The 22,394-nt window shown below is 45.2% G+C and carries 21 protein-coding genes and 1 pseudogene; 15 read left to right on the top strand and 7 right to left on the bottom strand.

Annotated features, from left to right (window positions below; translation table 11 throughout):
- The gene (locus CH376_RS04925; RefSeq protein WP_100785522.1) at positions 1 to 1,818 is read right to left on the bottom strand and encodes a S41 family peptidase; all 1,818 of its coding nucleotides are present in this window, start codon (positions 1,816 to 1,818) and stop codon (positions 1 to 3) included.
- On the opposite strand from CH376_RS04925, the gene CH376_RS04920 reads away from it, so the two are divergent.
- Complete coding sequence (locus CH376_RS04920) at positions 1,766 to 2,803, top strand: hypothetical protein (RefSeq protein WP_100785521.1); 1,038 nt, start codon at positions 1,766 to 1,768, stop codon at positions 2,801 to 2,803. The two genes, CH376_RS04925 and CH376_RS04920, sit on opposite strands and share 53 nt — an antisense overlap.
- Here CH376_RS04920 and CH376_RS04915 read toward each other — a convergent pair.
- Complete coding sequence (locus tag CH376_RS04915) at positions 2,775 to 3,527, bottom strand: pyridoxine 5'-phosphate synthase (protein WP_100785520.1); 753 nt, start codon at positions 3,525 to 3,527, stop codon at positions 2,775 to 2,777. The two genes, CH376_RS04920 and CH376_RS04915, sit on opposite strands and share 29 nt — an antisense overlap.
- Positions 3,528 to 3,992: 465 nt before the next feature.
- On the opposite strand from CH376_RS04915, the gene CH376_RS04905 reads away from it, so the two are divergent.
- The 8 genes from CH376_RS04905 (at position 3,993) to CH376_RS04870 (ending at position 10,944) form a co-directional block, all read left to right on the top strand.
- A complete protein-coding gene (locus CH376_RS04905) occupies positions 3,993 to 4,460 on the top strand; it encodes a TIGR02300 family protein (protein ID WP_100785642.1) in 468 nt (155 codons plus the stop codon).
- Positions 4,461 to 4,470: 10 nt separating this feature from the next.
- On the top strand, positions 4,471 to 5,364 hold the full coding sequence (miaA, locus tag CH376_RS04900) for a tRNA (adenosine(37)-N6)-dimethylallyltransferase MiaA (protein WP_100785518.1): 894 nt from the start codon (positions 4,471 to 4,473) through the stop codon (positions 5,362 to 5,364).
- A gap of 15 nt (positions 5,365 to 5,379) precedes the next feature.
- Positions 5,380 to 5,628 (top strand): RNA chaperone Hfq, encoded by a 249-nt coding sequence (gene hfq / locus CH376_RS04895; protein WP_003009702.1) that lies wholly within the window; start codon positions 5,380 to 5,382, stop codon positions 5,626 to 5,628.
- On the top strand, positions 5,628 to 6,509 hold the full coding sequence (locus CH376_RS04890; RefSeq protein WP_100785517.1) for a hypothetical protein: 882 nt from the start codon (positions 5,628 to 5,630) through the stop codon (positions 6,507 to 6,509). The genes hfq and CH376_RS04890 overlap by 1 nt, the downstream gene beginning before the upstream one ends.
- A complete protein-coding gene (locus tag CH376_RS04885; protein WP_100785516.1) occupies positions 6,506 to 7,567 on the top strand; it encodes a mannose-1-phosphate guanylyltransferase in 1,062 nt (353 codons plus the stop codon). The genes CH376_RS04890 and CH376_RS04885 overlap by 4 nt, the downstream gene beginning before the upstream one ends.
- A 224-nt stretch (positions 7,568 to 7,791) precedes the next feature.
- Positions 7,792 to 8,529 carry a hypothetical protein gene (locus CH376_RS04880; RefSeq protein ID WP_100785515.1) on the top strand — a complete coding sequence of 246 codons (738 nt, stop codon included), beginning with the start codon at positions 7,792 to 7,794 and terminating at the stop codon, positions 8,527 to 8,529.
- Between the two features lie 8 nt (positions 8,530 to 8,537).
- Complete coding sequence (locus CH376_RS04875; protein ID WP_100785514.1) at positions 8,538 to 9,002, top strand: chemotaxis protein CheW; 465 nt, start codon at positions 8,538 to 8,540, stop codon at positions 9,000 to 9,002.
- On the top strand, positions 8,992 to 10,944 hold the full coding sequence (locus tag CH376_RS04870) for a tetratricopeptide repeat protein (protein WP_100785513.1): 1,953 nt from the start codon (positions 8,992 to 8,994) through the stop codon (positions 10,942 to 10,944). Before CH376_RS04875 ends, CH376_RS04870 begins: the two co-directional genes overlap by 11 nt.
- Position 10,945: 1 nt before the next feature.
- Here the strand turns inward: CH376_RS04870 and CH376_RS04865 are convergent, their stop codons facing one another.
- The 3 genes from CH376_RS04865 to CH376_RS04855 all read right to left on the bottom strand — a co-directional run bounded on the left by CH376_RS04865 (position 10,946) and on the right by CH376_RS04855 (position 12,159).
- Complete coding sequence (locus CH376_RS04865) at positions 10,946 to 11,446, bottom strand: LIC_12238 family plasminogen-binding lipoprotein (RefSeq protein WP_100785512.1); 501 nt, start codon at positions 11,444 to 11,446, stop codon at positions 10,946 to 10,948.
- Positions 11,443 to 11,646, bottom strand: a complete 204-nt coding sequence (locus CH376_RS04860) for a hypothetical protein (protein ID WP_100785511.1) — start codon at positions 11,644 to 11,646, stop codon at positions 11,443 to 11,445. The genes CH376_RS04865 and CH376_RS04860 overlap by 4 nt, the downstream gene beginning before the upstream one ends.
- Positions 11,647 to 11,718: 72 nt before the next feature.
- On the bottom strand, positions 11,719 to 12,159 hold the full coding sequence (locus tag CH376_RS04855; protein WP_100785510.1) for a CBS domain-containing protein: 441 nt from the start codon (positions 12,157 to 12,159) through the stop codon (positions 11,719 to 11,721).
- 286 nt (positions 12,160 to 12,445) lie between these two features.
- On the opposite strand from CH376_RS04855, the gene CH376_RS04850 reads away from it, so the two are divergent.
- From CH376_RS04850 to CH376_RS04840, 3 genes are all read left to right on the top strand, one after another.
- Positions 12,446 to 13,918 carry an ATP-binding response regulator gene (locus CH376_RS04850; protein WP_100785509.1) on the top strand — a complete coding sequence of 491 codons (1,473 nt, stop codon included), beginning with the start codon at positions 12,446 to 12,448 and terminating at the stop codon, positions 13,916 to 13,918.
- A 111-nt stretch (positions 13,919 to 14,029) separates the two neighbouring features.
- The gene (locus CH376_RS04845; protein WP_100785508.1) at positions 14,030 to 15,085 is read left to right on the top strand and encodes a class I fructose-bisphosphate aldolase; all 1,056 of its coding nucleotides are present in this window, start codon (positions 14,030 to 14,032) and stop codon (positions 15,083 to 15,085) included.
- Positions 15,086 to 15,226: 141 nt separating this feature from the next.
- Positions 15,227 to 16,204 carry a cysteine synthase A gene (locus CH376_RS04840; RefSeq protein WP_100785507.1) on the top strand — a complete coding sequence of 326 codons (978 nt, stop codon included), beginning with the start codon at positions 15,227 to 15,229 and terminating at the stop codon, positions 16,202 to 16,204.
- A gap of 843 nt (positions 16,205 to 17,047) precedes the next feature.
- Here the strand turns inward: CH376_RS04840 and CH376_RS04830 are convergent.
- Positions 17,048 to 18,052: an LA_0442/LA_0875 N-terminal domain-containing protein gene (locus CH376_RS04830; RefSeq protein WP_100785505.1), complete on the bottom strand. Its 1,005-nt coding sequence runs from the start codon at positions 18,050 to 18,052 to the stop codon at positions 17,048 to 17,050.
- Between the two features lie 263 nt (positions 18,053 to 18,315).
- Here CH376_RS04830 and CH376_RS04825 point away from each other — a divergent pair, with 263 nt between their 5' ends.
- On the top strand, positions 18,316 to 18,570 hold the full coding sequence (locus CH376_RS04825; RefSeq protein WP_100785504.1) for an LIC_11321 family protein: 255 nt from the start codon (positions 18,316 to 18,318) through the stop codon (positions 18,568 to 18,570).
- Between the two features lie 41 nt (positions 18,571 to 18,611).
- On the opposite strand, the gene CH376_RS04820 is transcribed toward CH376_RS04825, so the two are convergent.
- The gene (locus CH376_RS04820; protein ID WP_420843524.1) at positions 18,612 to 19,895 is read right to left on the bottom strand and encodes a sensor histidine kinase; all 1,284 of its coding nucleotides are present in this window, start codon (positions 19,893 to 19,895) and stop codon (positions 18,612 to 18,614) included.
- A 293-nt stretch (positions 19,896 to 20,188) separates the two neighbouring features.
- Between CH376_RS04820 and CH376_RS04815 the strand changes: the two genes are divergently transcribed.
- Positions 20,189 to 22,210 (top strand): right-handed parallel beta-helix repeat-containing protein, encoded by a 2,022-nt coding sequence (locus CH376_RS04815; RefSeq protein ID WP_100785503.1) that lies wholly within the window; start codon positions 20,189 to 20,191, stop codon positions 22,208 to 22,210.
- A gap of 40 nt (positions 22,211 to 22,250) precedes the next feature.
- Positions 22,251 to 22,394, top strand: a pseudogene (locus tag CH376_RS04810) (phospholipase); the annotation flags it as partial.

The raw sequence follows: 22,394 nt of genomic DNA, 5'->3' as shown, positions 1-22,394 counted from the left end.
CTATTTCTTTTTTTGTGTGTTGATCAGAGCTTCGATATAATCCAAAGATCGAATGAGTTGATAATCCGGTTTGATCGGGTCGTTCTTGTGCTCCGCGATAAACTTGGCGGCGGTCCCGTTCTTTTGGACCCAGGAATCCAATTTTTTCACGTCGAACGCGCTTCTTTCCTCGGTAGAGGCCGGCAGTTCGGAAAGGTGATTCCACATGTTTTCTTCTCTGAATCGGAACGGAAACGATCCGTCCTCTTCCGAGGAGATATCGATATCCGGTTTTACTCCGACGACTTGGATCGTGTTTCCGGATGGGGAATAGTAACGAGCCTGCGTGAGTTTGATCAGATAGTCGTTTCCGAGAGGCATCAGTTTTTGAACGGTCGCCTTTCCGAAAGTTCTTTCCCCGAGAATCAATCCCCTTCCGTGATGTTTGATCGCACTCGCGACGATTTCGGAAGCGGAAGCGGATTTGGCGTTGATCAGAACGGCTAACGGTAGATTGGTGATGTCCTTATTCTTCGCATATGCGTCTTCCGGACTTCTGTTCGGACTTTTTGTGGAAACGATCAGACCTTTTTCGATAAACATATCGGCGATGTCGATCGCAAGATCCAGATAACCTCCGGCGTTGCTTCGAAGATCGAGGATGACGGCTTTAAGTTTGGTTCCCTTGGCTTGAGCTTCTTTTTCGAGTTCCTTGTATTTATCCATCAACTCACGATCCACCGATGGACCGTCTTCCGATTTCACAAAACCGGTGAGTTTGATATAACCGATATGCTCGTGACCTTCGATCAACTTACTGCTTAGGTTTTTGATTTCGATCGTGTCTCTTACGACTTCGATGTTCAGAGTTCCCGGAACTCCTTTTCTCTGGATCGTAAGAGCGACCTTGGAACCTTTTTTCCCTTTGATCTTTTCCACGACCTTATCCAGAAGAATTCCCTTGATGGACTTTCCGTCGACCGCGAGGATCACGTCTCCGGAACGGATTCCGGCGTTGACCGCGGGTCTTCCTTCCAGAGGATTCTCCACTACAACTTCTCTGTTGCCGCCTCCGGAAAGAATGGCTCCGATTCCTTCAAAACTTCCGTCTTGAATTTTCGCCATCGATTCTTCCCAAGCGGAACGGAGGAAAACGTTACTATGAGGATCGAGGGATGAAAGATAACCGTTCGCAGCGGCGAGCAGGACGTCGTTCATCGTAAACGGTTCTTTGGATTTTTCTTCGGATTCTCCGAAAGGATCTTTGAGAGGAGAATCCTTGTATTTGTCAATGTTGGTTTCGATATAGGAGAGAATTCGATCAAAGTCTTTTTTGCTAAAACCGGTCTGTTCCCATTTTGCGGAAAGAACGTTCTTGCGAACCTTTTCTCTTTCGACGAGCTTTTTGACTTCGTCGTCGCTGACCTTGGTTTTGTTTGCGTCTTCTTTGAGTTTGCGGTCCCTGATTTTTTCAACTTCCGCGTAATCGGGATCGAAGAGAACAAAGGAATCGTCCGTGGAAATTTTGAACGTTTTTCCGGGAAAGGTTTCGTCTTTTTCTTCATACTTTTCTCTTTCCTTGAAATAACTTTCCGGGTAGAGATAAATGGAATGAGGAAGAGACAAGAGGGCGTAAATAGCGGCCTCTCGATAGGCACGGTTTTTATCGATATTCTTATCGATATAATACCGAGATACGGTGTTTACCACGTTATCAAAGTCTTTGAGGGTAAAGTCTGCCTTGACCGGGGACTTGCCGGATGTAGGCTCGCAGTACAGGATAAAAATGGTCAAAAGAGTGGAAAGTAATAACGAAAGCGCGGCAGATCCTTTTTTCAAACTCGTGTCCCTCGGATTTCAGGAAATTTTCGGTTCATTCTCTATTCAAATCTCAAAGTGTCAATCTCTTTGGGGCGCAAGATCGGTCTTCCTTCTCTTGATTTTACAAATCGTCGTCTCTTGTTCGACTGTTTCTTATCCCGGTTCGGGAAGATTCGCGCTCGAAATGATACAAGAACAGGCGATTTTAGAATTTTACGGAAACCCGGAAGAAAGAGAATCCGCGATCAAACTTTTAAAATCGAGTTGCCGTTCTCTGAGACCGGATCGAGCTCTTTCTTGTTACAATCTTTCCGTACTTTTTGCATCGACTAAAAAATATCCGGACGCTCTGGAATACGCTCTTCGAGCGAGAAAAGCGGACAAGGAAGATACGCTCTATCGGGATCAGGTATTTCAAGCGGCGTATTACTTAGAGTTGGAACAAGGCGAAGCGCTCGCGATCGACGAAGTCGAAAAAAGATATTTCCGAGCGATCAAGAACTGCAAGGAAGGAAAGAAGAATGAAACTCTCGCCGATTTGATGGTACTCGCCGAGATGAAAGAGATCGGAAAAGAATCCCTCAAAAAAGGAATCTTTTCCGAATGTGTGGGGGAATCGGAATCCCTTCTCAATCTAAAACCGAACGAAGTGAGTTATACGAAAGAATATTATAAATTTCTGGAGAACTCCCATCCTTACAGGGAAGTCTGGGATGTAAGCGGGGTTGTGCGGAAACAGACTCTGGAAAAAACGCAGAATCCGAACCAGGAAGTCACGAAGGTCTGGAAAGAATTTCGGCAATCGGTGAAGTCGAAAAACAAACCCAAGGCCGTCGAACACTTAAAAAAATTCAAGACGACTCTGGAAACCATCTCTCAGAAAAATACGAATTCAAAAAATCTAGCGGTTCATCTCAGAAAAGCCGCGTTCTATCTGATCCAAGGAGATCCGAATTTTGAGGGATTTCGAGAACTCACGAAAGAGCTTGAAGATACTCCTTAACGCTTTTGTCGATTCCGACTTCCAGCGCATAGGAGATCAGGCGGTGCCCGATCGAAACTTCCAGAAGACCCGGAAGTTTGGAAAAAGTCCGGAGATTGTGTCGATCCAAATCGTGGCCTGCGTTGATTCCTATCTTCTGGGAGAGAATTTCCTTTGCGGCGGGAACATACAACGTTTCAAAAGAAATTTTTCCGGCCTCGGGCGAAAGATCGAATTCTTCGGCAAACGGTCCTGTGTAGAATTCCACACGATCCGCGCCGGCAAGAGAGGCGAGTTTTAGATTTTCCAAATCCGTGTCCACAAAGAGAGCGGTTCTGATTCTTTCCTTCTTAAGAATTTTAGAATATTCTTGAATGGTTTCCAAATCTTTTTTGAAATCGAATCCGTGATCCGAGGTGATTTCACCCGGCGTGACCGGAACCAAGGTCGCCTGATCCGGTTTGGCGGCGAGCGCGAGATCGATAAAACGGGAAGAAGGTTCTCCTTCGATATTGTATTCGATCGAGGCATTATTTTTTCGATTGTAGTTCGTGATAAATTCTTTTAGAGCAAAGACGTCGTCCTTGCGGATATGTCTTTCGTCTTCTCTCGGATGCACCGTGATTCCCTCGGCCCCGGCTTTGAGAACCAATTCCGCAAAGTGGACGAGATTGGGAATATCGCCGCCTCTGGAATTTCGTAGAGTTGCGACTTTATTGATATTTACGCTGAGTTTTGTTTTCAACGGATTCTCCTAAGGCGAAAAGAATGGGGTTCTTTTGCTAAAAAGAGGATTTGGTTCATTCTGGGAATTGAAAAAAAACCGTATTTAAGAGGATTCTTTCCTTGCAATTATTCTGAAAATCGGTTAGGGTTGCGCCCCGTCCGAGTTGGCATCTTTACTCGCGAGTTGAAAGTGACTCGAACGAGAATCGTCCAAGATTGGGGTTTTGTAGGAGTTCCCACAGAAAGGCTTTTTGTTTGCAAAATTAGAATTTTGTGATAGAGAAAAGTCCTCCGAAACTTCCACCACCCGCCCCTCCACCCAAAACAGGGCGGGGCGCGAAGATTTTACGAAGGGTCGTAGTTCCGACAGATTCATCTTGAGATCTAAGATTTATGCGAGCAAAGGATCCGATTCTCAGGGGACGGAGAATAATAATATTTCTGCTTGAACGTGAATACCTCTCGCAGAGCATGGTCAATTCCGATGGCAACCAGTAAGAAGACTACTTCCAAAAAAACTGTCTCGGCCGCGGCTAAAAAAAAGGCTTCGGCAAAAAAAGCCGCGCCCAAAAAAGCTCCTGCTTCGACCAAGAAGAAAGAAGAAATAATCAAAAAGGCTCTTTCGAGTCCGGCTTCCAAGTCGACCGGTGCAAAAAAAACTCCGGGATCCAAGGGTGTTGCTCTCAATCCTCTCGGAAAAAAATGGACCTGTCATACCTGTTCCACGAAATTTTACGACCTCAATAAAGAAGAAAAAATCTGTCCTAAATGCGGGGCGGATCAAAACAAACGTCCGGTAACCCGTACTCGAACCGTTCGTCCTAGAGTGGTCGAAGAGGAAGAAATCATCGACGACGATGCAATCGCCGAAGACGAGGATTTGGAATTCGTCGAAGAACCTCTCGAAGAGGCTTTGGAAGAAGAGGAAGAGGCGGAAGAAACCGAAGAGTAATCTTTCTTCCTTGTCTCATCCGATTCTCATACTGACCGCTCCTACGGGAGCGGGCAAAACCTCTCTCATTACGGAACTCGATCCGACACGGTTCGAAATTCTTTCCTTTGATTCCAGACAAATCTACCGAGAAATGCCGATCGGAACCGCCGCTCCTACAAAGGAGCAACAATCTATAATTCGCCATCACCTCGTGGAAGTCCTTTCTCCCGCCGAAAGCGTAGACGCCGGCCTCTACAATCGTCTCGCGGACGAAGCATTGCGATCTGTCCTAAATCAAAACAAAATTCCGGTCTTTACCGCAGGGACAGGATTCTACTTAAAAGCGTTTTTGTTTGGAATGTTTTCGGTTCCGGAAATTTCACAAGAAGTGCGAAACAAAGTTCTCGCGATGAGCCCGGAGCAAAAAAGAAACCGTCTGCAAGAATTGGATCCGGATTGTCTGGAAAAGATTTTTCCGGGAGACGACTATCGTTTGGGTCGCGCTCTTGAAGTCAATCTGATGGGAGAGCGTTGGTCCGCGTTGAAAATCGATATCCAAACTTCGGCGATTCAAAAATACGATTTGAACATTCGTCTGGGCGTCTTCCTCGATCTGGATCGAAAAGAACTTTACGATCGGATCAACCTTCGAGCCAAAGAAATGATCGATCAAGGAATGGCCGAGGAGGCTTGGAAGATTCAAGAACTCTACGGTGTAAATTGCCCCGGACTCAAATCCCTTGGCTATAATTTTGCACTTGAAAATAAAAAAGGAAACTCCAATCTAGAGACATTCTTTGCAGATTTGAGCCAATCGCATAGGAATTACGCCAAACGACAGATCACCTGGTTTCGAAAGGAAACTTATCTCAAACCAATGGGTCGGACTGAGGCGCTGGAAACGATAAAACATATAAAGTAACGGAAACAAAAAAAGATGTCTGCTAAAAACAACATACAGGACCAACTCTTAAACACTGCCCGGAAGGATAAATTGGATCTTACGATTTATCTATTAAACGGGGTTCCCTTGAAAGGTAAGGTAGTCAGCTTTGATAATTTTACGATCGTTTTAGAACAGGAAAACAAACAGAGCCTTGTTTATAAACACGCAATCTCTACGATCATCCCCGCAAAGATCATCAAGCTTTATACCGAGGAAACCAAAGACGCAGCCCAAGGATAATGCGATTTTGGATGAAACTGTTCTGGATTCTCATTCCGGGACTATTTGCAACTCTTCTCTATTTTTGTCTGATCCCCCTCAAAGAGGGGGACGCGCTTCTCGTCGTGGACGGTTCAGAGGAAATCTTAGAATATACCGGCGGACCCGGCTATGTCTTTGAATGGAAGACGCTTCTCCCCTGGAAGTTTCAGGTTCTTCGTTTTTCCCGGGCAAACCGAGTTTCAAACGTAAATCTCAGCGTTGACCTTTCTTCCGGGCTTTTTCCGGAAACTTCTCCCGAAGGAAAGATCAAGGTCAAACTCGAAGCGAGATATTCCCTCGACGGGCAGGGGGTTCCCGAATTTTTAGAGACCGCAGGGATTCGAGAAGAAAAGATAAGCAACTATATTAGTAAATTATTGTATTCTATTCTTCGTAAAAAAATCGAAGAATATCTCAACAACCCGGCAATTCTCAAAAACAATCTGGAAAACTATATCAAAGTCAATCTCGGCGCTGATCTTCTTTCGGAAGAAAAGTCGATCAAAACCATGAGTTTAAGAATTTTGGATCTCCAGGTCCCGGAAGCGAATCTCATCAACGGAATCTATCGAAATCAAAATCTCATTTTGCAAAGAAAACTCGAGCTCGTAGCGGCTCTCTCAAAAGCGGAAGCCCTCAAGATCGAAGAGGACGCAAAAACATCGGCGCTCCTAAAACGTCTGGAAAAAACGAAAGACTTCGTAACTAAAAATCCGGACATGAAAGAATTCGCACTGTATGAAAGTTTATCCGAAAACGTGGAAGTGATTCTTCTTCCTTCGGAAATGATCTTGGGAGAAATTCCGAGTTCTAAAAAGAAAAAGAACGGCGCAGTAAAAAGACCCAAAGAGGTAGAATGAAACAGGACAAACCCGTAGTATTGATTATGGCCGGAGGCAAGGGAGAACGTTTCTGGCCGCGTTCCAGAGTTTCCACGCCGAAACAATTACAGAAAGTTTATTCCAACAAAACTCTTCTCAAAGAAACCTTGGAAAGAGCTCTCACGATCACTTCGATCGACCGCATTTATATAGGAACCAACGCGAGTCTGAAAAAATCCATTCTTGCCCAAGAGAAAAATTTTCCCGAAAAGAATTTCATCATCGAACCCGAAGGAAAAAACACTGCACCGATCATCGCACTCGCTTCTCTCTATTTCAAAGAACAATACGGAGATCCGATTCAGGTCGTGTTGTCCGCGGACGCTTGGATCAATCCGGTCAAAGAGTTTACAAAGACGATCTCCAAAGCGATCGAACAGGCCCAGGATCATCTCGTTCTTCTCGGAATCAAACCGAACCGTCCCGAAGTGGGTTACGGTTATATCGAAGCCGGAAAATCGACTGACGGTTGTTTTGCGGTGAAATCCTTTTACGAAAAACCGGACGTCAAAACCGCGCTCAAGTATATCAAAAAGAAGAATTTTTACTGGAACCCGGGGATCTTTCTCTGGAAGACTTCCACAATATTAGAAGAATTTAAAGCGTATTCTCCGAAGATTCTCGGACCTCTCGAAGAAAGATTTCCGTTTAAAAAGGCGGGCGAACTCGGCGCTGCGTTTAAAATTCTTCCTTCCGATCCGGTCGACATCGCGATCATGGAAAAAAGTTCCCGTATCAGAATGGTGGAAGCGAGTTTCGGTTGGGACGACGTGGGCTCTTGGACTTCTCTGGAAAGGGTGATGCCCGGTGATTCTTCCGGAAACAGACATATAGGGAACGCGATTCTCTTTCATAAATCTTCCGGGAACATCACTCAGACAAAAAAAGAATTCACGGCGCTCCTCGGAGTTCAGGATCTGATCGTTGTCGAAGAGGAAGACGTTCTCTTTATCAGCACGAAAACGGGAGTAGGCGACATCAAAAACCTAGTCGCGGAACTCCGTAAAAATAAAACTTTACAAAAGTACACAGAATAGTTTTCTGACATGAAGGAAATCTAAGGAGTTCTGAATGCCTTCAGGTAAGAAAAGAAAGCGCAGAAAGATCGCGACTCACAAAAGAAAGAAAAAGAGAAGAGCGAACAGACATAAGAAGAAAAAGTAATCCGTAGATCCTCCTTCCTTCTCCGGGATTCCCGGAATCAAGCTAGAGACATCATAGGACTGTTAAGCCCATTTCCGAATCGACCGATACAATCGGTATGGGCTCATTTCAGGATTATTCAATTTTTCGCAGGTGGTGGAAGAAAGAGTCTCCCCCTGCGAGAGGTTACACAAAATCTTATTCCGCCACAACCCCATCGGGTGACATTCTTCAGGCGGATCTCAATTTTCACGAAAAAAAAGTTCGTATCACCTTAGAAATCGCGGGTGAGAGCGGACGTATCTACATCGCAACGATCAAAGACGGGACCGTGCTCCAAGAGAAAGATCTTTCGAGCGGAAGAATGGTTCCTATCTATCAGAAGCTGGCTCCGTTTCAGGAAGTATTCTCCTGTCTTCCGGACCCCGATCTCCTTTCCACTCTCGGCGGACAATACGGAATTTCAAAATCTCCTCTCGGTCAAACCGAAACCAATCTTCCAAGACCTTGGGAAACTTCGACTCGATACGATCATATCTTCGGGATCCATCGTGAGAAAACGTTTTGGCAAAGAATCTTTTCGAGAAACTATGAGTACAAAGAACCTTGGATCGTTCGTGTTAAAAGAAGATTTTGGAGCGAATTTCAAGACCTTCTTCTCGGAGCTTGTTCGGCGCTTGGAATTTATTACGCTTACACCGATTTCTATCTCTTGGGATTTTCCCTCGCCGTTTTCGGTTTGCTTTTTGGCGGTTTAGACTGGATGCTGAGAAAAAGAAATCCGCTCTTCGTAAAAGTCCTTTTGTTCATGAGTCTGGGATCTTACTTTTACTACGTCGGATATACCCGGTATTGAGGTAAATCATGTCATCCGAAATCGACCACCAGTACATCCTTTTCAGTTTGGGGGACGAGGAATACGCGATTCCCATTTCCTTGGTTGACGAGATCATCAAGATCGATAATTTAATCCGAATTCCCAAAGCGAAAGCGTACTTCGCTGGGATCATGGACATTCGGGGAAAGGTCGTAAAGATGGTGGATCTCGCGGTAAAACTTACCGTACCGAGAGAAGGGGAGCTTTCTTATGATCGCGCGATCGTGGTCAAGGTCGGAGGTCATTCGGTGGGGATTATCGTAGACAAGGTGTCTAACGTGGTTCTCTTTCCGCCCGAGTCCATCAATCCTCCGCCTCCTTCCGTAAAAGGAATTTCAGGACGTTATATCACCGGGATCGGCAAAAAAGACGATCGATTCATCATCATCATCGACGTGGAAAAAATCTTGGGAGCGGAAGAATTGGCCGAGTTAGGAAGCAATGTCGGATGAACAGACTCGGTCTCGAATCGGGAGACGTTTTCCTTTAGAGCACCCCGCCTTTCTTTTCGGAAGAATCTTTCTGATCGGTTGCCTCGTTTTCTTCGGGGCAGATTCCATTTTCTCCGACGAACAGGATCGAAGATACGATTCTAAAAATCTCTACGATCCTCCTTCCGTAAAAATTTCGGAACAGGATTTAAAGAACGTAAGAGACGCGGCCTCCGATCCGACCAAAGACGTAATCTCCGAAATCCAAAAAGTCCTCAACAACTACTATAGCCAGTTCATCGATTCGAGAAGGATCGAAGAGGAAAAACGTCTCGGAAAAATTTTCGACGAGAATACGAACCGGAACACGATTCGGCTTTTGATTCTAAACATGTTTTCCAAACTTTCTCCCTCCGGAATGATGAGGGATTCTCCCATATTATACGAATTGCATCTGCTTCTCTCCAAAGCATACAACGAAAAAAAACAGAACGCGAAGGCGATCGAGGCCGCGTTGACAGCGATTCGTTACAGGGATTTTAGTCATAGCGAAGAGGAATTTCTCGACGAACGAAGGTTAGTCGAAATTTTCGACCCAATTGAAAAACAAGCGGCCGCTTCCCACAAACAGGCTTTGGAGAATTTGGAAAATTCCAAAAAACAAAATAAAGCGGCAAAGGACTTCTTTCATCTCGTGGAATCGAACGTGATTCGAGGAAGGGAAACCAAGGCGACCGAAAAAAGCGCGGACGGATCGAGTTTAGAACGGACTTATTTTGCAAAAGATCTTCCGGTTCTGAAAGAAAGAATCGCTTCTTCGGAGAACGATCTCAAAACAAAACAAAAAGAATATTCCGATTCCAAGACGTCCTCTTACGAAAACTTCCGAAAGAAAAAATCCAAAGAAGACGCGGCCACCGTCTACTACCTCGCGAATCTGGTCAAACAAGCCGAGAACGAAAACAAGGAACGTTTGAAAGTGGTGAACAATCTTTCGGTGAGCGGAACCGGAATTTTTGTCCTCTTCGATTACAAACGAAACACCGATTTTTTCGCAACCGCTGCGCTCTGGGAACTCGTGACCAAACTGGATCCGGAAGCGAAGGACGCATTCTTAGATCTGGCTAAGGAGCTAAAAGCCTCGGGTAAAAAAGCGAAGGCGATCGATTTTTATCAGAAGTATCTGGAACTCGCTAGAAAGGAAAAAATAGAAGAATCCAAACTCGCCGAAGTCTATATCTCCATCGCGTCGCTCTATACGGAACTCAAGCAGAACGTCCTCGCGTCTTCTTACTACGAACTCTACTACAAGGCGGAGGCCGATTCCAAAAAAAGAATCGCGTTCGCATACGAACTCGGATCCTTTTTTGAAAATCGAACCGGAGATTTGGAAAGGGCGGCCCTCTACTACGGAATCTGGTTGAAAGAGCATCCGAACCCCGAAAGCTCCAATCTTCCCTTTGCGGATTTCTGCGAATCCTATCGTCAGGAATTTCTCGCTCAATTCGGAACCTCCAAATTCTACGCGTATCGTAGAAAGCCAAAGGAAGAGAAGTCCTTTCTCACGGATTCCGTGAAGTCTTACGAAAAACTCAAAGAGATCTATCAAAAGGAAGAATCAAAGAATGCGTCCTTGAAAAAGGAAACGCTCGCGATCAAAAAAAGTCTCCTGGAAAAAACTGACGATTCCACGATGGCGCAGTATCGTCTGAAAGATTTGGACTTTCAGGAATCCACGAGCCGGCTCGGCGTTGCGAAAACCAAACTGAATTCTACGCCTGTGACCTTGGCAATGAAGAAGTTATCGGTTCTTTTGGAAGAGGAAAAGGATTTTCTTTCTGCGAGAAAACTTTATGAGGATATCGTAAAGATCGGAAATTCGGTCGAGATCAATCTATCTCTTAAAAACATCGATCGGATCAATAAAATTCTGGAAGACGGAATCAAAAGAGAACCTCTTTAGATCACTTCATCGCCTTTTCGATATCGTCGTCCGCTTGCGAGGAAGCCTCTTCGCTGAAAGAACCCTGCGGGGTTCTTACCAAAAATTCCACCTCGTCGATCACGTCCCCTTCGTAGGCGACTTTCAGAAGATATTTGCCGGGAGTCAATCCTTGAAACGATCCTTCTATGGTCTTTGAGATCGGGTTCGGTCTTTTGCGAAGAACGTCGAGTTCGTTGTATCCAAGTTGAAAGCGGCTCAAGCTGACGTAGGTTTCGGCGGTTTCGGGAACCGCTCTTGAAAATCGATAGATGTAGTGGATGGTTTTGTCGTCCGGAAAAATCAGATTCTCCCGCGTGATCGTATATTCGCCCACGGTCATGATTTTCTTTTCGAGGATGTTGAACTTTTCTTCGTCCATCACCGCCCAACCGAATTCTCCGGTAGGTTTGAAACAATACGTCGAAAAGATAAAAATCAGGGAAAAGAATGCGGTCCTAAAAGATAAAACGAAGAATTTCATTTTTCGTTGAGGGAAGCGGAGTCGATCACTCTTGCTTTTTCGGAAATGTCTTTTTCACGCGGCGGTTGGGAAGAGGGAGGAACGTTTGTATAAAACGTTTTCCATTGTGTGGCGGAAGGATTCTCTTTCGGGTTTGTAAAAAAACGGGAAAGAAAACGATACACCAGATAGGTCATCAGAATGAAAAGAATCAGTTTCATATTTCTACTTCTAATATGACCCGGCGTTTGTTTCCTGCAATCTGAAAAAAGGGAAAAAAAGTAAGAATCGGATCAGATAAATCCGTTTTCGTTGTACATATATTGTTTTAGATTCTTATTTTCTTCTTCGGTTTTTTCAATCTTGGCTTTCACCGCGTCTCCGATCGAAATAATTCCGATCAAAAGTCCGTCTTCTAAGATGGGCATGTGACGGATTCTTTTTTTGAGCATAATGGAAAGAAGTTCGTCTACGTCGTCTTCCGGAGACATGGTTGTGAGAGAAGTCGACATTACCTCGGAAACGGACTTTTTAAAAAAATCCAATCCGAGTTCGGCGGAAAGATGAAGCACGTCTCGTTCGGTAAAAATTCCCTTGAGTTTGCCTTCTCCTAAAATCATAACAGATCCGATATCGTATTTGGTCATAAATTTGACGGCTTCCATCACCGAAGTATCCGGTTCTACGGAAAGGAGTTTTCTATCTTTTTTTGCAAGGATCTGTTTTACGTACATATCATCTCCGTCTGTTTCGCCTCGTTCCCTCGAAATTCCAAAAAGAAAACGTCTATTACTTCAGGGATTCTAGGAGGGGATTCTCCCGAGCAGCCGAAAAACTTTCGGGAGATAACCGTATGCTAGACGTTTTTGGTCTCAGGTTCAAGGATTTTTCAAATGAAAACGGAATATCTTTTCACGGAATTCGTTCTACCCGGTAGAATTCTTGCCTTCGAAATGAAAAAAGGTTTTCAATTCACGTATACTCTTAGATTTTTTTCGCCAAAGGTCGCCCCGTTTTAGAATGAATCCAGATGACTCCATTTCCGCCCCTTCGATCCTGATCGTGGATGACGAATGGCTCATTGCGTTCAATCTTCAGGTCTCTCTCCAGAAGTTGGGTTATTCGATCGCGGGAACCGCGAGGACCGCGGACGAGGCACTGGAACTCGCGGAACGTACAAAACCGAATTTGATTCTGATGGATATCCGAATCGAAGGAGAATTGGACGGAATCCAAGCCGCGGAAAGAATCCAGAAAAAAATGGACGTCCCGGTCATCTTTATGACGGCGTTTGCGGACGAAGAAACCTTCAATCGCGCCGTTGACAAAGCGTCCATGTTCGGTTATATTTCCAAGCCCTTCCAGCCGACCGCGCTCAAAAATTCAATCGAGATCGCCCTCAAACAACAACAAAGATTTGGAAAGGCCAGAGAAGAAGGAAAAGAAGCCCGAGACGTGATTCAAAATATCGGAGAAGGCGCGATCTCCCTAGATCGGGACGGTAAAATTCTTTTTATGAATCGCACCGCCGAGTCTCTCACGGGATGGCTTCTTTCGGACGTTCAAGGAGAATCCGGAGAAAAAGTCCTGAGCCTTTCGACCGACGAAGGCGAGAATATCCGGACCGGAATCGGTTTCGCCAAACCAAGTCATCTCAAATACATTCCTTCTCTTCTCACACGTAAGAATGGAACTCGGATTCAAGTCGCGTTTCGTGTTTCGCCGGTTCGGGATGAGGAAGGAAGAATCGCGGGTTCCATCATCACACTTTCCGAACTTTCCACACTTTCCGTTTCTGAAAAAGAAATCTCGGAAATGGAGAAGGTGATTCAATCCGAAAGAAGACTCGATTCCATCCAAAAACTCGCGGCCGGTCTCGCGCACGAGATCAACAATCCTCTGATGGGAATCATCAATTACGGTCATATCATTCGAAATCACAAGGGCGGGGACGCGGATACGAAAAACTACGCAAGGCTCGTGATCGAACAAGGGGAAAGAATCGCGTCCATCATCCGCAATCTCGTTTTGTTTTCCAGACAAGACGCGGAACAGCCGATCAGCACGAACGTGAGACAACTCGTGGGTTCGGTGGAAGGAATGATTTCGGAAATGCTGAAATCTCACGAGATCCAATTGGAGATCGACATTCCCGAAAACCTGGAAGTGAAACTCCGGCCCAATCAAATCCGGGAAGTGCTCTACAACATTCTTTATTATTATACCGAGAATCAGAAAAAAGCGAAAATTCAGATGAAGGCGACGTTAGACGGAACAGAGTCGGCTTTTCTCAAAATTCTTATCTCCGGAAAACTCAACATCAACGTCGACGAAGAAAGCCGCTTCGAACCGTTTGAGAATTTTCGTTCCAACGACGCTCGGATCGGAATGGGCCTTTCGGTTTGTTACGGAATTCTTCAGGCAAACAGAGGACAACTTCTTCTCAAAAAGACGGGTTCCGGCTGGGATTTTATCATCCAAATCCCTGTCTGATCCCCTCTCTTGAGAGTGTTAGACTTCAAATTGAGACAGAAAATCGATGGAAAATCCAAGTGGAGTGAAAAAACCTGTATCCAACATTCAAAATGAGCAAGGAACTTAGGAATGATTGATAAAATCAAAGCCGCCCTGGGCGGAGAAGCGGATTCTCTTTTAAACCATACCTGTAAGACGATTCCAAAAGAATCTTTGAGCCTCCCCGGAGCCAATTACGTAGACGATATTCTGTCCAAGAGCGATAGAAACAATACCGTCCTTAGAAACTATCAGGCGATCTTAAATACGGGAAGATTGTCCGGAACCGGTTATACTTCCATTCTTCCAGTCGATCAAGGAATTGAACACAGCGCGGGAGCTTCCTTTGCTAAAAATCCGGCGTACTTTGATCCGGAGAATATCGTAAAACTCGCGATCGAAGGCGGCTGCAACGCGGTAGCTTCGACTTTGGGAGTGTTGGGTCTGGTTTCCAGAAAATACGCTCACAAGATTCCTTTTATCGTAAAGATCAACCACAACGAACTTCTTTCTTATCCGAATAAGTTCGATCAGATTCTTTTTGCAAACGTAGAACAAGCCTTCGATATGGGAGCGGTCGCGGTCGGAGCTACGATTTACTTCGGTTCCGACGAATCTTCCCGTCAAATCCAGGAAATCACCGAAGCCTTTCACAGAGCGCACGAACTCGGAATGGTTACGATTCTTTGGGCTTATTTGAGAAACGACGCGTTCAAACCCGACAAGATCGACTATCACCTGGCGACCGACCTTACGGGACAAGCGAATCATCTGGCGGCTACGATCCAAGCGGACATCGTAAAACAAAAACTTCCGGAAGTTTACGCGGGCGGTTTTAAGGATCTGAAGTTCGGTAAAAAAGACGACAGAATGTACACAACTCTTACCGCCGATAACCCGATCGATATGGCGCGTTACCAAGTTGCGAACTGTTACATGGGAAAAATCGGTTTGATCAACTCGGGCGGCGCGTCCGGCGAGAACGATCTGGGCGACGCTGTAAAAGCGGCGGTCGTCAACAAAAGAGCGGGCGGAATGGGAATGATTTCCGGAAGAAAGGCGTTCCAAAAACCTATGAAGGACGGAGTCGCTCTTCTGAACGCGATCCAAGACGTATATCTTGCAAAAGAAGTAACGATCGCTTAACAAAAACAAAAAAAGAATTTCTCTTTTGGAGAATATTCCAAAAGAAGAATATGGAAAATACTCCGCGATTTCGGCGGAGTATTTTCGTTTCAGGGTCATCGGAGAAGATTAGAGCATTCTAATATACAAACGGAAGGCGCTATGAACGTTAAAAAAGATTTTTCGAGTGCGGTCGGAAATACGCCGCTGATTTTGCTCCGCAGTTTCAGCGAAGAAACAGGATGTAATATCTACGGAAAGGCGGAATTCTTAAATCCCGGAGGTTCCGTAAAGGACAGGGCCGCCCTTTTTATCGTGGAAGACGCCGAAAAAAAAGGGCTTCTCAAACCCGGCGGAACCGTAGTGGAAGGAACCGCCGGAAATACGGGAATCGGTCTGACTCATATCTGCAACTCAAAGGGTTATAAAACTCTCATCGTCATTCCGGATACCCAGTCCCAGGAAAAAATCGATCTCTTGAGAACTCTCGGCGCGGAAGTTAGAACCGTGCCTGCGGTTCCTTACAAGGATCCGAACAATTACGTAAAGGTTTCCGGAAGAATCGCAGAAGAGATCGGAAACGCCGTCTGGGCAAATCAATTTGACAACGTCGCAAACCGAAACGCTCATTATGCGACGACCGGACCGGAAATTTGGGAACAGACCGACGGAAAAATCGACGTTTGGGTTACTTCGCTCGGAACCGGCGGAACGTTTGCCGGCGTTTCCCTTTTTTTAAAGGAAAAAAATTCTAAGATCAAGACGATCGTCGCGGATCCTTACGGCTCAGGGATTTATAATTTTGTTAAGAAAGGAGAAGTCCTCGCCGAAGGAAGCTCCTTCACGGAAGGAATCGGAAACGGAAGAATCACCGAGAACATGAAAGGCGCGCCGATGGACGACGCGATCCGAGTCACTGACGAAGAATGTTTGAAAGTTGTTTATCAACTCCTTCATAAGGACGGTTTGTTTTTGGGAGGCTCCACCGGGATCAACGTAGGCGCGGCGGTCAAACTCGCGAAAGAACTCGGACCAGGTCACAATATCGTGACGATCCTCTGCGATTCCGGCGCCCGGTATCAATCTCGTATCTTCAACGAAGAATGGCTTTTGTCCAAAGGGCATTTTATTCCGAAATGATCTTGGATTAACTATCATTGGTCTGAAAAAAATTAGAATATTATTATATACTATTGAATTGATTTTGGCCGGTCTATCGGTTAAAGAGGGGACTTTTAGCTGGGATTGGCCTCGGAAGGGACGGTTGTCGGAGTTCCGACACGAGAGGAAGAATCGGATTTTTCTTTACTCGATTGAATTTCTGTGATAGAGAAAAATCCGCCGAGTTTTCCGCCGCCGAAACTCAATGATTCGTTCTCTATGCGTCGCTATGCAGCGTAGGGCGCGGGACTTTTACGGAGGACTTGTCGGAACTACGACGCTCTTCCCGTGAAAAGGCGGCCCCCAACCTCATAGGATGGAGGTGGTGGGCTCGCGGGAAAATATCCGAAGGATCTTTCTTATCATAAAAGTCGTGTCTTTTCAAGTAAAAAGTCAGCTTCTTTCCTTCGTAGGAACTCCTACAGAAATTTCCATTGGAATCTTTACAATGGAAAATCCTTTTTCGGCTCTTGGGGGAAGCTCTCTCAGATACGAAAGTTTTATCCTTAAAAGTCAGGATCTCATTCCGATTTCGGATCGATTCTTTTTGAGATTATAATTTGCTGCGAGGAGGCGGTGATTTTATTACAATCGAATTTTTAAGACCGGTAGTAAGTTATTTTTACTTCAAATCGGCGGATCAAGATGAAATTTTATTCAAGAGAATTTGCATTTCCTGTCGTTCGAGAAAGTATCTTTGATGTATCTCTGGAACGCAGGAGTTCCCACGATATTCCTGCGTTCCGCAAGGAAACGGATAGATCGTTCTTATTACATCCGAATTTCGTGAGAGTTCCCACGCACTTTGATGTACAAAAATTCCTAGTAAAAAACCGAATAGAGAATTTGTCCGCCGACGTCGATGCTTCGAGAAGCGCTCGAAAGATCCCTTGCCACCATAGGATTTCCGCGAATTCCGAAACCTTCTGAAACGGTTTCTCCCGTCGGGGTTTGTATGACGTTGTTTTGAGACCACGTTTTTCCGGAAAAATACGAGTGCGTCAATTGAATCAAATAAACCCCCACCGCAACAATCGCAGCGGAATGTTTTGCGTGTTTGTAGGCGGATTCGTCCGAACGAATCGAACTGAGAGAATTCAAATTTTTGAATGTATTGATCTGATTGTATTGGTCCAAAATTCCGGCGGGAAGACTCGAGGTCGGAATGAGAGTGTTTGTAAACTGTTGTTCGAAAATCTTCTCGATCTTCTTATCGTAAGCCTTGGCCCTGTCTTTTTCCGCGGCGTCTAACCCGAAATAGGCGACTAAGGAAACGAAAAAAAGAGTGGAGTAGGTAGAGCTCCAAGCGCCCTGTCTCATAAAACTATGACCCCAACCGGGCAGGATCGCCGATTTCCAAACCGGTTCCCAAGGATTTCTTTTGGCGGAGATATAACCTTCCCAGTCTCCGTCCCTTTCTTCCAAATATTTTTCCATTAGAGCCAGACGTTTTTGAACGATCTTGTAGCTGTTCTCTTTGATCATCTGCTCGAGATAGATCGTATCGAGCTGCTCTTCCTTCTCGCTTTTTTTGCCATCTTTATTGAGTTTTTTCTTTTCTGCTTCGATGATCTTTGCGATTTCCTGTTCGTCCTTGATTTCTTTAAAGATGATTTTGAGAATTTTGGATTTTCCCAGTTTCTCCCGTTTTCCGTCCCGAATGATCGCTACCCCGTCGGAATCCTGATCGATAACCGTCGCGTAGATTCTCTCTCCGGATTTAAGAAGAATCGTTTCTCCGAAAAGGAAGGAAGGTAATAAAAGAAGGAGCGCGCAAAGAAAGAAGTTTAACTTCTGAAACGGACGAATTGATATTGAAAAATTCATGCCTTTGAAATCCTATACAAACAAGATGAGGTAAGCCTGATTTACAAATTCAAAAAAGCAATTGAATTTATAAGTCGCCCCGAATTTATAAATCGACCCGCAAAGTGAAAGAAAGACCGAGAGTCTCCGTTTGGAAAGAAATTATTTATTATTTTTAAAAAAGAAATCCGAGTGAAAATTCAATCTTAAAAAAATCCGCGAGAAGGATATCGATTCTAAATTCTTTCCGATCGAAAAAGGAAAAGAATCCGAAGGAAAATATAATGAAATTTTGGAAATCCGTTTTGATACTTTTGTTTGTGACCGGTCTTTTGTTCTCGAAAGAAGCGGAGAAGAAGAATTCGGAGAAAGGCGCCGATCAGACCAATAAAGCTCCGGTTTCGGGTTGTTGCAGAATTCGGACAATCGGCGGCGGTTACGACTATTTCGTCGCGACGGAAGAGGAATGCGCTTCTCACAAGCAGTTTCATTCCTTCCTGAAAGAAAGAACTCTTTGTTTCGAATCCTTTCCGGAATGATTCGCCGATTCAGAACGTTCGAGTTTTGTTCGGGATATTTTTTAGGGAAAAAAACGGACTCGGACGAGAAAGCCGTTGTTCTTCTCGATTTCCAATTCTCCCCTGAGCTGCTGACAGAGAGCTTCGATGAGGCTCATCCCGAGCGAAGTATTTTCAGCCGAGATCTTTTCTTCCGAATGGTTCCCGATTCCGTTGTCCGCAACTTCCAAAGTTAGATAACCTGAATTCGATTTTTGGAATATTACGGAAACCTTACCTTTTCCGTTTTCGGGAAACGCGTGTTTGAAGGAATTGGAAAGAAGTTCGTTGATGATTAGGCCGCAGGGAATCGCCTTTTCCATCGGAAGATAAATTTCCTCGATATCACAATTGGATTGAATTCTTCCGTCGCTCGGACCGTAAGAAAGGAAAAGATGACGGACCAAGGAATTGAGATAATCTTTTGCGTGAATTACCTTGTATGAATCCTTAAAAAAAAGATAGTCCTGAACCATCGCCATCGAATGGATTCGATTCATCGCGGACGAGATCGCTTTTTTTGCCGGTTCCGATTTTGTTTTCTCCTGCTCCAAGGCCATCATGGAAAGAATCAATTGAGTGTTGTTTTTCACTCTGTGTTGAATTTCACGAAAGAGAGTTTCTTTGTCGTTCAAGGATTCGGTCAGCTTCGCTTCCGTTTCGGTTCGGATCGCGATCTCATTCTGCAGTTTTGTGTTCGTCTTTCTATGAAGAAGGATGAGTTGTTTTTGTTTTCGAATACTTTGCGCAAGTCCCCGTAGGATTGCGATAACGGAAAAGGTTAGAATTCCGCAAAGAAACGAAAAATTGGCGCCGACGACCAAAATCTGAAACGGAGTTTCGTTTCCGATCCAGATTCTATAGTGAGCAAGAAGCGCTCCTCCGAAAACGGCGATCGTAGAAATCACCCAACCCCAAAAAGCAAGCGTAGGATTTAAAAAAATTCCGCAAAAAACGGGAATCAAAAAAAACCAAAGAATTCCCGCACCTGCGAGTCCGATCTTCGTGTAAAGCAAGGCGGCCATGATGGAAACGAGGGCAAGAAGGAAGTAGGACTTCGATTTGTAGTATCGATTCGGAAGTAAAAGAAGAAACCAGATCAGAAGAAGGGCGAGTGTGTCTACGATTACGACTTCTCCTAGGCCCTGTTTTGCAGCAAGATAGACGCTAGGAATATAGATGATCAATCCGAATACCGAAGAGACCACGAGAAGGATATGGATGATGTTTCTCTTCCAAGCGTTCGGATGAGTTGAGTTGGGGGAGTTTACCCGAAACAATTCCTGAATATTAGAAGATAGGCTCACTGTCCATTCAATCCCCAAACGACTCACTTCTTCTTTTATAAAGATAACGAGTGTTCGAATTTAATTCTGGAAAAATCTCTCTCATCAAATTTTTGTCTTGAGTTTTAGATAAATATGTGAGCAAATGCTCATTATTCTGAAGGTAGGTTACGGAGCCAATTATAGATTGCGAACGGTCTATTTTTTTCTTTGCAACCACTGAGCTTAGGGTTACGAATGAGCATTCCAATTCCTATCAAACTTCAGTATAAGTATACAATAAAATTCCGGAAAACCCGGGGGTTCAATCAAAAATGAAAAAACCAGGTTTCGAAATCAAAAAAGTTCTCTCTCTCTTCATTCTCCTTTGTGTAGGAGTTTTGTTTGGGATTCTCGTTTCGGCGTGTTCCGGCGAGAAAAAGGACGAGATCGAGGGTTTCGCTCATGTTCTGATGATCGATAATTCCTTTTCTCCTCCGATGCAGAGAATACCTGTCGGCGGGATCGTCGAGTTTGTAAACTCGGGGAACAACCCGCACAACGCAATCGCGGTGGATAAAAATTGGTCCACGGAAAAAACATTCGGCAACGTTGCAATGCCGCGCGGCTCAAAAACGAAAGTCACGTTTCCGAAAGAGGGAGTTTTTCCTTATTTCTGTTCCTTTCACGCAACCCCGGACGGTAAAAGCGGAATGGTTGGAGACGTCGTCGTCGGCGATGTCCCTTATAACCCGGCCGCAAAAGCGGGAAAATCCTGGAAGAACGCGGATCGATTTTCAGGAACTACGCGTAAGGTTCCTTCCCAGTATCCCACGATTCAAAACGCGGTGGACGCAGCGGCTCCCGGAGATCTCGTCTTGATCAGCGAAGGCGTTTATTATGAAGAAGTCACAGTTACTACTCCTTCGATCACGATCCGAGGAACCGATCGAAACAAGGTCGTCATCGACGGTCAATTTCAGAGAGGGAACGGGATTATGGTCGTTGCCGCCGACGGAGTCGTGATCGAAAACATGACCGCAAGGAATGCGACCCTCAACGGTTTTTATTGGACCGGTGTCAAAGGGTTTCGAGGTTCTTATCTGACCGCACACAACAACGGAGACTACGGGGTTTACGCCTTCGATTCCATGAATGGAGTGATCGAACATACGTACGCTTCCGGTTCTCCCGATTCCGGAATTTATATCGGTCAGTGTTATCCTTGTAAGGCGATTCTCTACGACGTGGTTTCGGAATTCAACGCACTCGGTTATTCGGGAACCAACTCGGGCGGAGAACTTTATCTTATCAGTTCGGTCTGGAAGAATAATATCGTCGGACTCGCGCCGAACACCCTCGACCGGGAACTTCTTCCTCCGGAAAGAGAAACCACGATCATCGGAAATCTCGTCTATAACAACAACAACCCGAAGGCTCCGATCGCCGCTCTCGAATATCCATCTTTCGGAAACGGGATCCTGATCGCCGGCGGTCTTTCCAATATCATTCGTAAGAACGTGGTGGTAGATCACGTGAATAACGGGATCGTGATTCTTCCGAACCTCGACGAGAAATTTTGGATTTCGCATAACAACGTTGTGACGGACAATATCGTCTACAATTCAGGAAGAGCGGATTTGGCGCTTGTCGGACCGATGAGCACGGGAAACTGTTTTTCCGGAAACGAATACAGGACCGAGCTTCCCGCGTTTTTGGAAAAATGGAACGGTTGCAATTCGTTTATCCGTCTTCCTATGGGCGGAGATCTTTCTATGATGCTCGGCGCCCTCGGTTTGATGGTGCAGGCTTCGGGCGGAAGATTTCCATCGGGGAATTACAAGGAACAACCGATTCCTGGTCCGCAACTCAATATGCCCGGAGGAAGCGGCGCTCCCGTAAAACCAGCGTTGACTGCGTTCGAAGACTTTCATCTGGACGTGAACAAGATTCAACTCCCGAAAGAAGCGGAAGAAATTTTGAAATCGGTTCCGAGAAAACCCGCTCCGACTACGGGTGCGATCACACTCGTCAAACCGGCAAGTCTTTTCCCATTCTTCTACCACTGGCTGGGTTTTTTACTTCCGTTCGCGATTTATATCTGCTGGACTTCCATGTCGTTGTTCGATCTGAAGGATCGTTCCGATCTGGACGATAACAAAAAACTTTCGTGGATCGTAGCCATCACGTTGGTTCCGATTTTAAGTCCCGCGATTTATCTCCTCGGCGGAGGAAGCAAATACCCGACTTGGTTTAAAAGAACCTTGGTTTGGGGAGGACTCGTCGCGTTTTTCCTTTTGCTTCTTTACACCGGAATCTCCCTGATGAACGGCGTGGGAACAAAGACAATCAGTTAAGTAGTTTAGAATATTCAGAAATTATCATAGGAGAAAAAACATGGAACAAACTGTCATCGGCGGCCCCGGATTCTTCGCTTTACTTTTCAACTTTTACGGATATTATTTTCCGTTCATTCTCTATACTCTGCTTGCGCCGATCGCGCTCGCGGATCTGGTAAAAAGAGGGGACGTGGATTCCAAA

The sequence above is a fragment of the Leptospira adleri genome, assembly GCF_002811985.1.
Taxonomy (GTDB): domain Bacteria; phylum Spirochaetota; class Leptospiria; order Leptospirales; family Leptospiraceae; genus Leptospira; species Leptospira adleri.
The sequence above is the reverse complement of the archived record's forward strand: the minus strand, read 5'-3'. Positions and strand labels throughout refer to the sequence as shown.

Coding starts and splice junctions, on each gene's coding strand:
- CH376_RS04875 (WP_100785514.1), top strand. CDS start 8,538: ATGTCATCCGAAATCGACCACCAGTACATCCTTTTCAGTTTGGGGGAC.
- CH376_RS04885 (WP_100785516.1), top strand. CDS start 6,506: ATGAAACAGGACAAACCCGTAGTATTGATTATGGCCGGAGGCAAGGGA.
- CH376_RS04870 (WP_100785513.1), top strand. CDS start 8,992: ATGTCGGATGAACAGACTCGGTCTCGAATCGGGAGACGTTTTCCTTTA.
- CH376_RS04830 (WP_100785505.1), bottom strand. CDS start 18,052: ATGAATTTTTCAATATCAATTCGTCCGTTTCAGAAGTTAAACTTCTTT.
- CH376_RS04905 (WP_100785642.1), top strand. CDS start 3,993: ATGGCAACCAGTAAGAAGACTACTTCCAAAAAAACTGTCTCGGCCGCG.
- CH376_RS04865 (WP_100785512.1), bottom strand. CDS start 11,446: ATGAAATTCTTCGTTTTATCTTTTAGGACCGCATTCTTTTCCCTGATT.
- CH376_RS04890 (WP_100785517.1), top strand. CDS start 5,628: ATGCGATTTTGGATGAAACTGTTCTGGATTCTCATTCCGGGACTATTT.
- CH376_RS04815 (WP_100785503.1), top strand. CDS start 20,189: ATGAAAAAACCAGGTTTCGAAATCAAAAAAGTTCTCTCTCTCTTCATT.
- hfq (WP_003009702.1), top strand. CDS start 5,380: ATGTCTGCTAAAAACAACATACAGGACCAACTCTTAAACACTGCCCGG.
- CH376_RS04845 (WP_100785508.1), top strand. CDS start 14,030: ATGATTGATAAAATCAAAGCCGCCCTGGGCGGAGAAGCGGATTCTCTT.
- CH376_RS04825 (WP_100785504.1), top strand. CDS start 18,316: ATGAAATTTTGGAAATCCGTTTTGATACTTTTGTTTGTGACCGGTCTT.
- CH376_RS04855 (WP_100785510.1), bottom strand. CDS start 12,159: ATGTACGTAAAACAGATCCTTGCAAAAAAAGATAGAAAACTCCTTTCC.
- CH376_RS04880 (WP_100785515.1), top strand. CDS start 7,792: ATGGGCTCATTTCAGGATTATTCAATTTTTCGCAGGTGGTGGAAGAAA.
- CH376_RS04860 (WP_100785511.1), bottom strand. CDS start 11,646: ATGAAACTGATTCTTTTCATTCTGATGACCTATCTGGTGTATCGTTTT.
- CH376_RS04840 (WP_100785507.1), top strand. CDS start 15,227: ATGAACGTTAAAAAAGATTTTTCGAGTGCGGTCGGAAATACGCCGCTG.
- CH376_RS04920 (WP_100785521.1), top strand. CDS start 1,766: ATGGTCAAAAGAGTGGAAAGTAATAACGAAAGCGCGGCAGATCCTTTT.
- CH376_RS04850 (WP_100785509.1), top strand. CDS start 12,446: ATGAATCCAGATGACTCCATTTCCGCCCCTTCGATCCTGATCGTGGAT.